Here is a 13,968-nt window from a genome sequence, read left to right on the forward strand (position 1 = left end):
CCTCCTTTTCAATAAAGTCTAGCATAGAATATCATGGGCAGTCATGCCAATATTCAGACGACATCGAATGCTATTATGGTATTCTTTATGTAAAGAAAGGAGAATATATATGAACTCCAATACACTTGAGTATGCAAAAATACTAGATCAACAAGATTTACTTGCACCTTACAGAGAGGAATTTTATTTGCCGCTAGAGAAAATCTATATGGATGGTAATTCACTTGGATTATTATCAAAACGTGCAGAGAAGAAGTTATTCGAACTGTTAGATACTTGGAAAACACTTGCCATTGATGGCTGGACGGAGGGAATGCATCCGTGGTATTACCTGGCAGAACAAATAGGCGGAAGAATGGCACCACTAGTTGGAGGGGAAAAGTCCGAAGTGATTGCGACAGGTTCCACTACGACAAATTTACATCAAATGATTTCCACGTTTTATCGGCCTTCAGGGAAACGAACGAAAATAGTAGCGGATGAATTGAATTTCCCCTCAGATATCTATGCATTACAAAGTCAGCTTCGTGTACGAGGCCTTGATCCGGAAGAGCATCTGATTCGTGTGGAAAGTGAAGATGGTCTGACGTTGGATGAAAACCGAATTATTGATGCAATGACGGAGGACGTCGCGTTGATTGTACTTCCATCCGTTTTATATCGTAGTGGTCAGGTGCTGGATATGGAAATGCTTACGCAAGCGGCAAGAGAAAGAGGTATCCCCATTGGATTCGATTTATCGCATTCGGTTGGATCTGTGATGCATGCACTCCATGAATGGGACGTAGATTTCGCTTTTTGGTGTACATATAAACACTTGAATGGCGGACCTGGATCTGTTGGCGGTTTATTCGTCAACGAACGACATTTTGGTATAGAAGCAAGGCTTGCAGGATGGTTCGGCTCTGATAAGACAAGGCAATTTGATATGAATCATACGATGATGCCTGCAACAGATGCAGGTGCATACCAAATCGGCACACCGCATATATTGAGCCTGGCTCCGCTACTCGGTTCACTCGAAATGTTCGAGGAGCTTGGAATGGAGGGGATCCGTGAAAAGTCATTGAAACTGACCAGCTTTATGTTGAGTTGTATAGAGAATGAACTCGGTGCGTATTCTTTTAGTATCGGGAATCCACTAGACGATTCGCGTGGAGGCCACATATTACTTCAGCACAAGGAAGCCGCAAGAATATGTCAAGCATTGAAAGCACAAGGTGTCGTTCCAGACTTCCGTGCACCTGATGGTATTCGACTAGCACCTGTTGCATTGTATAATTCATTTGAAGACGTTTGGCAAACGATACAAATTCTCAAAAAGATCATGCAAGAAGATGTATATAAACAGTTTCCGAATGAACGCGGGGTGGTTGCATGACGAATCAGTGGATCGACATTACACAGCCTTTGAATCAACGTATTGCGGAGTGGCCTGGTGACACACCGTTTAGCTATGAAGTGACCGTGACGAAAGAGCAATCCGGCTCTGTTAATATTGGTAAATTAACAATGAGTACACATATCGGCACGCATACGGATGCACCTTTTCATTATGACGATGATGGGCTGAAGATTTTGGAATTACCGGTGGATTTGTATATAGGTACAGCTTTTTTAGTAGATGTAACAGGAGTTAGTTGTGTGACAAGGGCAGACTTGGAGTTGTTTGATTTCGGCGGTGCTGAACGATTATTATTGAAAACTGGGAGTCACCCAACACCAACGAAGTTTCCTGAGAACTTCACGGTCATTGGAGAGGATGTCGGACCGTTATTGAAAGAGCGGGGTATACGTCTAATCGGTGTAGATACGCCTTCTGTTGATTCGGAGACTAGCAAAGATCTACTTGGTCATCATTCATTATATCGTAATAATGTAATCATCATCGAGAATCTAGTATTGCATTCATTGGAAGAAGGGAGTTATGAGTTAATTGCATTGCCATTAGCATTAGAAGATGCGGATGGAAGTCCTGTCCGTGCAGTTGTCAGGAGGTTACAGTCATGAAGGAAAAGGGGATCCATACCGACTTTCGGGAATCGATGACGTATGGTGAATATTTGCATTTAGATAAGGTACTATCGAGCCAAGAGCGTGTATCTGGACATCATGATGAAATGCTTTTCATCGTGATTCATCAAGTAAATGAATTGTGGATGAAGCTGATTTTGCATGAGTTGGAAACAGCAATCAAATCGATTCAGCATGACGAGTTGCCGGAAGCGTTCAAAATGCTTGCTCGCATCTCTAAAGTTCAGACTCAGATTATTCAGGCGTGGGATGTATTGGCTACGCTGACGCCTGCCGAATACATGGAATTTCGGGACGGTTTAGGTAAGGCCTCAGGATTCCAATCCTATCAAAATAGGCTAATAGAGTTTGCTTTAGGTTATAAACAATCACATATTATTAAAATCTATCAAAAGGATTCCGAGCTGTCAGAGAGATTGGCAAAAGCGTATCAAGCACCAGGAATTTATGATGTAACCATTCAAGCTTTGGCACGTGCAGGCTTTGCTATCAATAAGAATTTACTAACACGTGATTTTTCAATTACTTATGAAGGAGATCCGAGTGTAGCAGCTGCATGGCTTGAAGTCTATCGGGATGTAGATCAATATTGGGATTTGTATCAATTGGCAGAAAAGCTAGTGGATATCGAAGACAGCCATCAGCAATGGCGCTTTAGGCATATGAAAACAGTGGAGCGCATCATTGGCTTTAAGCAAGGTACAGGTGGCTCATCGGGCGTACATTATTTAAAATCTGTACTTGATCATCGCTTTTTTCCAGAACTGTGGGACGTTCGAACTGAAATTTGACAAACTGGCAAGCTAGCGACTATCATTAATTTTATAATAATCTGAAAATGGGAAGGTGGTATGTATAATGACCAAAAAGTCGATTAGCTATATTGTGATGGCATTTGCCTTAGTTTTACAAATAGCCGTTATGCCGTTACAAGCGTCTGCTGCAGATCCTGAAAAAGCCCCTACTTGGATTTCTCCTATTAATTATTTAGCATTAGGGGATTCATTAGCAGCGGGTGTCACACCGAATAACGAATTGGGTAAAGGCTATACGGACTTTTTAGCAGAGGAATTGGCTACGAGTGAAGTATTGCAAGCAAGTAATAAAGGATTTTCGTACCCGGGCTATAAAACAGATGATGTCTTAAAAGATTTTGAGATGGACGTCACGAAACCAATTATAGGTATTGGACATTCCGAAAAAACTGCTACTCTTCGTCAATCGGTGAAAGAAGCCAATCTCATTACGTTAACAATTGGTGCAAATGATGTGTTGCCAAAGTTTACGTTTGACGACAAAGGTACCCCGCAATTCAACGCGGAGGAATTACAGGCAGCTATAATGAAAGTCGGGATGAATACGCAAAAAATCTTGGCGGAAATTTATCAACTGAATCCGAGTGCACAAGTATATGTGATGGGCTATTACAATCCATTCCCTTACTTGAGTCCACAGAATCAACCGATAGTGAATCAGCTTGTCATGACGTTAAATGATGCAATTAAAAAAGGTATGACAGGCACTACAGCGCAGTTTGTTGACACATCAAAGAAAATCGCTGAAGATCCTTATACGTACCTGCCTAATCCTGAAAATATTCATTTAAGTCAAGCGGGCTACAAAGTAGTAAAGGAGGCTTTCCACAAATCATTGATGGAGAACTATTCATGGTTTGCTAAAGATGCACTTACTGTCTCAGCTAAAAATGCCACAACAGTAGAGCTAAACTGGAAACCGGTTATTGATACGGGAATGATTTCGACGTATCAAGTCTTTATTGGCGATAAAATGGTAGGCGAAGTGATGTCACCTGTATTATCTTATGAAATGACAGATCTTGAGCCGAATAAAGAGTATCACTTCTCTGTTCAAGCTGTTGATCAGAACGGTAAAAAGAGCAAGCAACACTTGCATACTAAATACACATTAGAGAAAGAGCCGGCAGAACCAACAGTGATGTTTACAGATATCACAGATCACTGGGCTAAAGATGTAATTGAAATGGCGGCAATGAAAGGTATTGTGAGTGGTTATGCGGATCATACGTTCCGGCCGGAAAAATCACTAACACGTGCACAAGCTACGTCAATTATTGTTCGTGCACTGGATTTAAAGCCTAAAAGCAAAAAATGGGCATTTAATGATTTAGCAGACTACGCAGATAGCACAAAAATGGATATTCAAGCGGCCTTTGATCATGGCTTAGTAAGTGGATTAAATGGACACTTCATGCCAAATAAGCCCATCACTCGTGCGCAGTTAGCATTAGTACTTAGCCGAACGTATGAAGTAGCAACTGGAAAGCCGTTTGCGCCAACAATCGCTGCACCGTTTACGGATATTAAGAAGTTCTCAAAAGACACGCAGTGGGCAATAGCAGGTCTTTACCAAATGAACATAGCAACAGGAGACAATGGCAAGTTCATGCCAAACCATGCAACAACGCGAGCGCATGCTGCAAAGATGATCGTTCATTCTATGGAAGCATTTGGACAATAATTAATAATGCAAAAGTCAAAAGGCAAACCTCGCATTGAGGTTTGCCTTTTGATTTTGTTCTATTTTAGAAAACGACATTAGTTAACCGTCGATCAACGGTGCGGTTTATGCAAATTTCTTACGCGGTGTTTTCTTATCCACAACAGCGGCACCGACGATATCCCCCATGACGTTAGAAGCGGTACCTGCCATACCAATCAATGCATCGACTCCGGCAATCAGAGCGACGATCTCAAGCGGTAATCCGAACATAGTGAGTACTGCAGATAGAGTAACCAATCCGGCAGCGGGTACGCCAGCTGTTCCAATAGAAAGTAAGGTTCCAATCGCGATAATAACGATAAAATCTACAGCAGAAAGATTCAAGTTCGTAATATTTGCTGCGAAAACGAGGGAAATCCCCATGCGCAATGCGCCGCCGTCGGAATTGAAGACTGCACCGAGCGGTAAAGCAAAGTTTGCTGTATTCTCGGAGACACCCGCTTTTTTAGCAGATTCAATCGCTATTGGCAACGTAGCAATACTACTAGAAGTAAAGAATGCCGTTGTATAGGCATCTCTCGTATTACGATAAAAAGGCAATACTGGATTTCCAAAAAGTTTTAGAAATCCACTGTAGACAAATAACCAGAGAATCAAAACGCCAAGATAGAATACACCTACGAATGACAATAGTCCAAGTAAGGTTTCCCATCCTTGTTCACCAAAAGCGGTGGCACTGATCGCGAAAACACCAATTGGTGCATATAACAAAACACCTTCAAGAATTTTATAGAACATCGTATTAAGTGCGTTAAAGAAACGGTCGAGAAAACTTCCCATTTCAACGAGCTTCGTATCTTTGGAAAACTTCATGGAAGACATGGCCATACCGATGATGATGGCAATGAACAAAATGGCCATCAAATCTCCAGAAGTAAAAGCTTCAAATATATTACTTGGCACAATTTGTAACAGGATTTCTGAAAATCCAGGTGCATGTGGAGGTTCCACTACTGCGTCAGTAGGTAAAGTCAAATGTCTACCCGGCTTGATCCACATCGCCAGTGAAAGTCCGATTAATACAGCGGCGGCGGTAGTCGCCATATAATAGAGAAGTAACTTACCGCCCATTTTGCCAAGTTGGGCTAAATTCATTTGATTAACAGCTAATACAACCGTCAAGAAGATTACAGGAATGGCAACCAAGCTGAGTAAATTTAATAACAAGGTTCCAAACGGTTTAAGGAAAGTAGTGTAGTCATTAAAAAAGATTCCAAGGATGGTGCCCGCAATAAATCCAATCGTGATTTTAGCGACAAAAGGTGTGTTCTTATACGTATTCCAAATGGGTACCACTCTCCTGTTCGTGACGTATTCCCTCCGTTAGTGAATAAATGGATGAGAATATTATTTTATCATATCATATCCGCATAAATAGGTTACGTTATGTATCTTGGTATTGCTTTACTTTCCATTAGAAAAGATTTAGAATAATGCCAATGATTAACTAGACTAACTAAAAATAAGAGGTGTAAATGTTTGAAGCAATCACAACAGTTTTTTGCAGAATATGTTCAACTCTATCGTCCATTGTTGAATCGACTAAATAATTTGCTAGCACCATATCAATTATTTCACTCACAATGGGGAATACTGAAGCTATTGTGGATAGAAGGTGAAATGACGTCAGCAGAAATTGCAGTACGTAGACAAGTTGAAAAGCCAAGTGTTACTAAAATTGTTCAGCGTCTATTGGAAATGGGTTTAGTAAGTGTCCGTCCCGGAACAGACCGCAGGGAGAAATGGATTGGTCTGACTGAACAAGGACAAGCTACAGTATCAAATATTATAGCGGGCTTGGAAGAGTTTTATGAGAATTTACTTGAGGGTGCCACAGAAGAGGATTTAGAAGCGGGCATTCATATATTAAAACAAGCAAATAAAAATCTTCATAAATGAGAGAGTGGTTAAATGGATAATAAAACGATTTGGACAAAGGACTTTATCGTTACATCAATCATCAACTTCTTTTTAATGTTAGTAATGTATTTACTTATAGTTACGATTGCGCCTTATTCAGTGAAAGAGTATGGCGTATCAACCAGTGTTGCAGGTCTCGTGTCAGGTATTTTCATCATTGGAACACTAATTGCACGCCTTGCTGTAGGTGGTTTAATAGAAAAGGTCGGCAGCCGGAATATTTTATTGATAGGATTATTAGTCACTGTATTAGCATCCGCCTTTTATTTCGGAGCAGTAAACTTACCGTTATTGATGGCGAATCGATTCTTCCATGGAGTTGGACTAGGCATTTCTTCTACCGCAACAGGTACGATGGTAGCTCAGATGCTTCCACCTTCACGTAGAGGTGAAGGAATTGGGTATTTCAGTTTAAGCACGGTTCTTGCTACAGCTGTTGGACCATTTTTCGGTATTTTCTTAAGTCAGCACTATCATTTCAACGTACTCTTTACGTTTTGCCTGATACTCAGTATCGGTTGTGCGGCCATGTTCATGTTTGTTAAGAAAACACCCACAGTCATGCCTAAAAAGAATGTACAGGCGACAGCAAAGAAATTAGGAATTCGCGGATTATTTGAAGTGCGGGCATTACCGATCGCGTTCGTAACATTGTTAGCTGCTATTGCTTATTCTGGTGTACTGTCATTCATTTCGTTCTACGCAGAGGAAATCAACTTAGTGAGTGCAGCCAGCTTCTTCTTTTTAGTATACGCCATCGCTGTACTGCTCTCGAGACCATACACCGGTAAACTATTGGATGTGAAGGGTAATAAGTTTGTTGTCTATCCTTCGTTGTTAATATTTGCTGGTGGATTGTTATTATTAAGTGAGGTGAGTGCAGGTTGGATGCTATTGCTTGCGGGTGGTGTGCTTGGGCTTGGATTTGGGAACTTCCAATCATGTGCACAAGCGATTGCATTGCAAGGTGTTAAACCAGAGCGTTTGGGTGTTGCTACATCCACGTTCTTCATTTTCTTAGACTTTGGTTTTGGCTTTGGTCCATATGTACTCGGGTTACTTGTACCAATCATCGGCTACCAACAACTGTATTTGGTTCTCATGGTTGTAGTACTTATCGCGCTTGGCTTATTCATGCTATTCAGTCGGATGCACCAACGTGCTAGCGTGAAATGAAATTGATAAACTACACAAAAGACACTACATAATATTAGTAGTGTCTTTTCATATGTGTGTTAATCGATTTCGACCATTACGTTTAGAAGTATACTGTGCATCATCAGCTCTGCCATAAATATACTTTGATTGGTCGCCTTTTTGGAAACTCGTAATTCCCATACTGACGGTTATCGAGATGCTACCCAATTCGGAGTTCTCAATATAGCATCGAAGCTCTTCCGCTCTTTCACAGTTCTTTTGGTGATCAGGATCATCAAATAATATTGCGAATTCTTCGCCGCCAATTCGAGCTACTATGTCGGGAAAATAAACTTTGTGCTCCAACTTGCGTGCTAATTCCCTCAGTACATCATCTCCGACCTGATGACCATATGTATCATTGACAGTTTTGAAATGGTCGATATCAAACAACAATAAAGAGAACGAACGTATCGTATAGAGTTCAGCACGCTCGATCGCAGCGTCTAGACTTCTTCGAAATACACGACGATTATAGAGTCCTGTTAATTCGTCTCGTGTAGCTAGTTCTTGAAGTTCTCCATTCAATTCGAGAAGTTGCTGTTGCTTGGACTCTACTTCCTCAAGCAATCCAAGTAATTTATTGTACGCTTCATCCGTCTGTTGTTGAATTTTTTCTACTTCTCTTTTTGATTTTAATAACTGATTTTCATATTCATCCCGTACTTTAATCTGGACAACTATGCCTTCATACAATCCATTACGTTTAGTGACATTCATCAATACAGGAAGGGGGCATTTATCCACTTTAAAGTTTAAATACATTTCCCGTATTTCATGGTGCACAGAAATGGACGGCACGAAGTAAGTTTGGAAATAGACTTTAGATGGAACTGTTAGCACGTCATGCATATGTCGCGGCATGTTGTCTAGGCATAATATATCTCGCATCGTCTTATTCATTTCAACAAACTCCCAATCATTTGTTAAGACGAAATATCCGCAAGGCAATAAGTCTAACCGCTCGTCCATAATTTATACGCTCCTATCCTCTTCGAGAAAACGTTTAATCTCTTCAATTGTTTCATTAGGGTGACTAATATGTGGGTTATGTCCTTTTGCTTTCATGATGACTAGTTCACTGTCCGGAAGGCGCTCATGAATATAGTGTCCTACTTCAACCGGTACAATAGAGTCTTCGGTCGGCTGTAAAATAAGCGTTCTTGTGGAAACCTTATATAGTTCCTCACGAACATCTGACATGAATGTTGCTTCTGCAAAGTGACGTGCGATACCAGGATCATTCGTACATAGCATAGACTCGAACTCTTCGGAGAGATGTGGTCGATCTTCATTTTTCATCGAAATGGGTGCTAAATATTTGGTGAACTCTTTATAGTTCATCTCCATCATATCGAGCAATTCATCAATATCTTCACGTTCAAATCCGCCATAGTAGTCAGGTTCATTCAAGTAATGGGGGGAAGGGCCGATCATGATCAGCTTTTCCATCAAGTCAGGTCTTTGAATAGAAGCGAGCACACCAATCATTCCGCTTACTGAGTGACCCACATAGATAATATCTTTTAGTTCTAGTGCGTCACATACTTCGATTACGTCTTGTGCGTAGCCGTGTAATGATGCATAGCGCTCTACTGAGTAAGCTGTCTTATCGCTTTTACCAGAGCCGACGTAATCAAACGTCACAATCCGATACTGTTTTTCAAATGCAGCAATGACCTGATTCCATACCGTTTGATCACAGCCAAAACCGTGTGCAAAGACTATCGTTTGTTCGCCGGAACCTGTTATATGTACAGCGTTTCTTCTTTTAATATCTATTGTCATAAACTCAAATCCCTTCTTCTGAACTTCAAGTAAATTATTACCATTGTAGCATAGAAAGATTCTTTTATAATACTTGTGCGATAAAATAAAAAACACCTGTGAGAATTCTCACAGGTGTAATTTCTTAGTTTGTGAAGTTATCGAAGTATCCTTGAATAAAGACAATAGGTGTGCCTTTGTCTCCACTACCTGAAGTCAAGTCGGATAACGATCCGATTAAATCTGTTAGCTTACGAGGAGTTGTTCCTTGTGAAGCCATTGATCCCATTAGATTAGTGTCTTTGTTCTCGATGAAATCGGACACGGCTTTCTTTAATTCATCTCCGCGTAACTCAGAGAAATCATTATCAGCTAAGTATTTTAGTTTCACTTCATTGGGAATACCGTCAAGCCCATCTGTATAAGCAGGGGATACGACTGGATCAGCAAGTTCCCAAATCTTACCTACTGGGTCTTTGAATGCGCCATCTCCGTAAATCATCACTTCAATATGCTTGCCTGTTTCTTTTTTTAACATGTTCTGAATGTTATCCACTATCGGCTGACAGCTATGAGGGAACAATTTGATACTGTCCTCTTGAGCTTTGTTTGCGCCAAGTAAGCCGAACTCTTCATTGTAGCCACTGCCGTCGACAGAAGTTGCCAAGATATCATCCAAACCATAAATCTTCTCGGCGCCGTTTGCTTCCAAAATACGCTTTGTTCTGAAACGTGTATGGATATCGCAAGTCAATACAGTTTTCGTATAATCTAAAATCGTTCTCGCGTTATTGGAGAAGATGACTTCATGTTCTACACCGAACTCGTCCATCAATGATTTATAGTATTCAATATAGTCAACGCCCGTAAATGGGTGTTTGTTATCGCCAAAATGTTCGCGGAACTCAGCTTCAGTCAATACATCAGTCCAAGGGTTAACTCCCTTTTCATCTAGACGATCAAGCTCAACTAAGTGGTTTCCGACTTCATCGGAAGGATAGCTAAGCATTAAAATGATTTTCTTTGCACCTTTTGCAACACCGCGTAAGCAGTTTCCAAAACGGTTACGACTTAGAATAGGGAAAATGACACCAATAGTATCATCGCCGAATTTTGCTTCGATATCTTTTGCGATATGATCGATTGTTGCATAGTTTCCTTGCGCACGCGCTACAATTGACTCCGTGATAGATACAATATCTTTATCTTGAAACGTGATATTTTCTTTTTTAGAAGCTTCTAATACACTATCCACTACGATCTGATCAATATTGTCACCTTCATTAATAATCGGACAACGTAATCCTCTAACAACCGTTCCTACAACTCTTCCCAAAACAATCGCTCCTTAGTGAAACTCAATTTGATCACTCTTCTTTGTATTATAACGTCCATTTGTGGTATAAGTAAAATTAATATACTTAATAGGGGATATAAGGAGGGTTTATATGTCAATCAACTTAGAGTGGTATAAAGTCTTCCGTACAGTTGTGCATAATGAAAGCTTCTCGAAAGCCGCCCGAAGTTTATTTATGACACAACCTGCTGTCAGTCAAATTATATCGCAACTAGAAGGGGCATTGGATACACGTCTATTCAACCGTACATCCAAAGGAGTGACATTGACCGACGAAGGCTCCTTGCTATACGAGTATGTCAATTCAGCACTAAATTTAATCGTGGCAGGCAATGAAAAGTTGCTGGAGTTGAAGAATCTATCATCTGGTGAATTAAAAATAGGGGTAGGGGATACGATATCTCGTTATTATCTGCTACCTTATCTGGAAGCTTTTCATACGAGTTTTCCGGGTATCCGATTCAAAATTATTAATGGCACTACGTTAGAGCTAATCGCCGCGTTGAAATCAGGCGAAGTGGATATAGCAATTTGCAACTTTCCAATTGAAGACGATTCGTTGGAGAAGCGCGCTTGTTTCGATGTGCAAGATACCTTCGTTTATGGCGAACGGTTTAAGAAGTTGTTTCTGAAGCCTGTACCTTTGCACGAACTTTCGAAGTTGCCGTTAATATTACTGGAGTCGAAATCCAATTCGCGTCAGTATGTAGAAGATTTTCTGTTGAGAGAGGGTGTAAAAATTCACCCTGAATTTGAATTGGGTTCGCATGAGCTATTGCTGGAATTTGCCCAAATCAATTTGGGCATTGCCTGTGTAGTGAAAGAGTTCTCAGAAGAATACTTGGAACGCGGCATGCTTCAGGAAGTAGAATTTCTGAAGCCCATACCTAAGCGGAGCATCGGTGTATGCTACTTAAAGGAAGTATCGTTATCACCAGCTGCTTCGAAGTTTATTGGCATATTGGAGAAGAATTAAATAAGTTACACGTGACGAATTAATAACTGAAAACAATACATATAAAGCTGCCGCAAGAAGTGGATCTTCTTGCGGCAGCTTTGGTTTGATTATGCGTAAATATTACGATCCCAGAAGCGGTGGTGTGCAACAGCCTCTACCCATTGCTCGCCTTTACCTGAAACTTTCAAGTCTGTCAGAATGCCAGGACCTGGTTTTACTTTCGTCTTCTCCATTAACTCTTTAGCTGCTGAAGCAGAGCCGATCGGTTTGAAGTGCATATACGCTTCATTAACGAAATCAGCGACATCCGCCTCGAATTTCTGTTGTTGCTTCGCCTGTCCGCCAACGACATATAACGCGTCATATAAGACGGAGTGAACTGTCAACAACGTTTCATCTACATCAACTGTAGCTCCATTTTTGCCAGTTAGCTTACCGAACTTCTCGCTCACAATATCGATTGTCATACCTGCATCCAATGAGGCCTTTAAAAATGGCTCAAGTGCTTCATCGTCAAACTGGTCCGTGATCAATACCGCCACTGAACGAGTATCGGGTACCTTCGCCGTGTTTTCCTGACTAAGGGCTGGGGATGACTTGGATTCAGTGGACTGCGTCACATCTGTTGGTGCATCGACACCCACTGCATCTGCAACTTGAGTGGCCATATCGATATCAACATTAGCAAACATATCTACCGCTTGTTTTCTCACATTCATATCATTCACTTTTCCAATTTCAAAGCTGAATGCTGCGATAATATGCTCTTTTTCTGCGTTAGACATACTGTTCCAAAATAGTCGGGCTTGTGAAAAGTGGTCCTTAAATGAATCACTTCGAGCTTGTACTTTACGGCCTTCCACCTTCTCTTGATAATGTACGTATCCGCCATTTTCCTCGGGAGTCGTATCCGGTTTATTGTTGGATAAAGAATTATTATGATAGTGAGTTTGTCCCACGTTGATTGTCTGTCTGCCATATCCGTCACGCTGGTTATTGTGGAACGGACAGACTGGTCGGTTGATAGGTAACTCATGGAAGTTAGGTCCGCCTAGACGGATTAACTGTGTGTCTGTATAAGAGAACAATCTACCTTGTAGCAATGGATCGTTGGAGAAATCAATTCCCGGTACAACGTTACCTGGGTGGAACGCAACTTGTTCCATTTCTGCAAATACATTGTCTACATTGCGGTTTAATGTCATCTTCCCAATAATTTTTACTGGAATATCTTCTTCAGGCCATAGCTTGGTAGGATCTAGAATATCAAAATCAAATTTGAATTCATCTTTTTCTTCTAGTATCTGTATGCCCAGTTCAAATTCTACGAAGTTTCCATTTTCAATCGATTCCCATAAGTCCCGGCGGTGGAAGTCAGGGTCTTTTCCGTTAATCTTCTGCGCTTCATCCCAAACTAATGAGTGGGCACCGAGCTTTGGTTTCCAGTGGAATTTTACAAAATGCGCTTCACCTTGGTCATTTATCAATCGATAGGTGTGTACACCAAAACCTTCCATCATACGGAAACTTCGTGGAATCGCACGGTCGGACATTTGCCACATGACCATATGTGCAGATTCCTGATTGTTCGCAACGAAATCCCAGAATGTATCATGTGCAGATGCGGCCTGCGGCATTTCATTATGTGGCTCAGGCTTCACAGCGTGAACTAAGTCAGGAAATTTAATAGCATCTTGAATAAAGAATACCGGTATATTATTTCCGACTAGATCATAGTTTCCTTCTTGCGTATAAAACTTCACAGCAAAACCTCGTGCGTCACGCACAGTTTCAGCAGACCCTTTACTTCCCGCTACAGTAGAAAATCTGGTGAATACAGGAGTTTTGATACCGGGTTCTTGTAAAAATCCTGCTTTCGTATATTTCTTCATAGACTCATATACTTCGAATTCGCCATGCGCCGCAAAGCCTCGTGCGTGAACTACCCGCTCTGGGATCCGTTCGTGATCAAAGTGCGTCATTTTCTCTCGGAAATGGAAATCCTCCATCAACGTTGGACCACGTGTCCCTACTTTTAGTGAATGTTCATCTTCTGAAATGTTCAAACCTTGATTTGTTGTCATAGAATGTTCGTTGTCATAGGAACGGAACGTTTCCAATTGTTTGTTTTTACTTTCTTCGTTTAGTTGATGATCTTTCTTCACATAAAATCCTCCCATCGTAAATAGTAACC

At 41.0% G+C, this 13,968-nt stretch carries 12 protein-coding genes; 7 read left to right on the forward strand and 5 right to left on the reverse strand.

The window, feature by feature from the left end; all coding sequences use genetic code 11:
* Positions 1-109: 109 nt before the first annotated feature.
* From kynU to CSV73_RS03775, 4 genes are all read left to right on the forward strand, one after another.
* Complete coding sequence (gene kynU, locus CSV73_RS03760) at positions 110-1,381, forward strand: kynureninase (RefSeq protein WP_099626686.1); 1,272 nt, start codon at positions 110-112, stop codon at positions 1,379-1,381.
* Positions 1,378-2,010 carry an arylformamidase gene (kynB, locus tag CSV73_RS03765; RefSeq protein ID WP_085132094.1) on the forward strand — a complete coding sequence of 211 codons (633 nt, stop codon included), beginning with the start codon at positions 1,378-1,380 and terminating at the stop codon, positions 2,008-2,010. Before kynU ends, kynB begins: the two co-directional genes overlap by 4 nt.
* Positions 2,007-2,825: a tryptophan 2,3-dioxygenase gene (kynA, locus tag CSV73_RS03770; RefSeq protein WP_099626687.1), complete on the forward strand. Its 819-nt coding sequence runs from the start codon at positions 2,007-2,009 to the stop codon at positions 2,823-2,825. Before kynB ends, kynA begins: the two co-directional genes overlap by 4 nt.
* A gap of 67 nt (positions 2,826-2,892) precedes the next feature.
* Positions 2,893-4,533, forward strand: coding sequence for an S-layer homology domain-containing protein (locus CSV73_RS03775; protein ID WP_099626688.1), 1,641 nt, complete (start codon positions 2,893-2,895; stop codon positions 4,531-4,533).
* A 105-nt stretch (positions 4,534-4,638) separates the two neighbouring features.
* Here CSV73_RS03775 and CSV73_RS03780 read toward each other — a convergent pair whose 3' ends face one another.
* Positions 4,639-5,871: a dicarboxylate/amino acid:cation symporter gene (locus tag CSV73_RS03780; RefSeq protein ID WP_085132091.1), complete on the reverse strand. Its 1,233-nt coding sequence runs from the start codon at positions 5,869-5,871 to the stop codon at positions 4,639-4,641.
* 183 nt (positions 5,872-6,054) lie between these two features.
* Here CSV73_RS03780 and CSV73_RS03785 point away from each other — a divergent pair, with 183 nt between their 5' ends.
* Together CSV73_RS03785 and CSV73_RS03790 are read left to right on the forward strand one after the other, a co-directional pair.
* Positions 6,055-6,474, forward strand: a complete 420-nt coding sequence (locus tag CSV73_RS03785) for a MarR family winged helix-turn-helix transcriptional regulator (RefSeq protein WP_099626689.1) — start codon at positions 6,055-6,057, stop codon at positions 6,472-6,474.
* A 12-nt stretch (positions 6,475-6,486) separates the two neighbouring features.
* A complete protein-coding gene (locus CSV73_RS03790) occupies positions 6,487-7,671 on the forward strand; it encodes an MFS transporter (RefSeq protein ID WP_099626690.1) in 1,185 nt (394 codons plus the stop codon).
* A 48-nt stretch (positions 7,672-7,719) separates the two neighbouring features.
* Here the strand turns inward: CSV73_RS03790 and CSV73_RS03795 are convergent, their stop codons facing one another.
* The 3 genes from CSV73_RS03795 to CSV73_RS03805 all read right to left on the reverse strand — a co-directional run bounded on the left by CSV73_RS03795 (position 7,720) and on the right by CSV73_RS03805 (position 10,795).
* On the reverse strand, positions 7,720-8,664 hold the full coding sequence (locus CSV73_RS03795; protein WP_099626691.1) for a GGDEF domain-containing protein: 945 nt from the start codon (positions 8,662-8,664) through the stop codon (positions 7,720-7,722).
* A 3-nt stretch (positions 8,665-8,667) separates the two neighbouring features.
* Positions 8,668-9,480, reverse strand: a complete 813-nt coding sequence (locus CSV73_RS03800; RefSeq protein ID WP_085132087.1) for an alpha/beta fold hydrolase — start codon at positions 9,478-9,480, stop codon at positions 8,668-8,670.
* A gap of 124 nt (positions 9,481-9,604) precedes the next feature.
* Positions 9,605-10,795: a coenzyme F420-0:L-glutamate ligase gene (locus CSV73_RS03805; protein ID WP_085132086.1), complete on the reverse strand. Its 1,191-nt coding sequence runs from the start codon at positions 10,793-10,795 to the stop codon at positions 9,605-9,607.
* A gap of 112 nt (positions 10,796-10,907) precedes the next feature.
* Between CSV73_RS03805 and CSV73_RS03810 the strand changes: the two genes are divergently transcribed.
* On the forward strand, positions 10,908-11,792 hold the full coding sequence (locus tag CSV73_RS03810) for a LysR family transcriptional regulator (protein WP_099626692.1): 885 nt from the start codon (positions 10,908-10,910) through the stop codon (positions 11,790-11,792).
* Between the two features lie 89 nt (positions 11,793-11,881).
* Here the strand turns inward: CSV73_RS03810 and CSV73_RS03815 are convergent, their stop codons facing one another.
* Positions 11,882-13,954, reverse strand: coding sequence for a catalase (locus CSV73_RS03815; protein WP_199092933.1), 2,073 nt, complete (start codon positions 13,952-13,954; stop codon positions 11,882-11,884).
* Positions 13,955-13,968 lie beyond the last annotated feature (14 nt).

Origin of the sequence: Sporosarcina sp. P1, from assembly GCF_002743155.1 — a bacterium.
Lineage (GTDB): Bacteria > Bacillota > Bacilli > Bacillales_A > Planococcaceae > Sporosarcina > Sporosarcina ureae_B.

What these genes read in the sequence shown, in the direction of transcription:
- kynU (WP_099626686.1), top strand. Translation starts at nt 110, where the DNA reads ATGAACTCCAATACACTTGAGTATGCAAAAATACTAGATCAACAAGAT.
- kynB (WP_085132094.1), top strand. Translation starts at nt 1,378, where the DNA reads ATGACGAATCAGTGGATCGACATTACACAGCCTTTGAATCAACGTATT.
- kynA (WP_099626687.1), top strand. Translation starts at nt 2,007, where the DNA reads ATGAAGGAAAAGGGGATCCATACCGACTTTCGGGAATCGATGACGTAT.
- CSV73_RS03775 (WP_099626688.1), top strand. Translation starts at nt 2,893, where the DNA reads ATGACCAAAAAGTCGATTAGCTATATTGTGATGGCATTTGCCTTAGTT.
- CSV73_RS03790 (WP_099626690.1), top strand. Translation starts at nt 6,487, where the DNA reads ATGGATAATAAAACGATTTGGACAAAGGACTTTATCGTTACATCAATC.
- CSV73_RS03795 (WP_099626691.1), bottom strand. Translation starts at nt 8,664, where the DNA reads ATGGACGAGCGGTTAGACTTATTGCCTTGCGGATATTTCGTCTTAACA.
- CSV73_RS03800 (WP_085132087.1), bottom strand. Translation starts at nt 9,480, where the DNA reads ATGACAATAGATATTAAAAGAAGAAACGCTGTACATATAACAGGTTCC.
- CSV73_RS03810 (WP_099626692.1), top strand. Translation starts at nt 10,908, where the DNA reads ATGTCAATCAACTTAGAGTGGTATAAAGTCTTCCGTACAGTTGTGCAT.
- CSV73_RS03815 (WP_199092933.1), bottom strand. Translation starts at nt 13,954, where the DNA reads ATGGGAGGATTTTATGTGAAGAAAGATCATCAACTAAACGAAGAAAGT.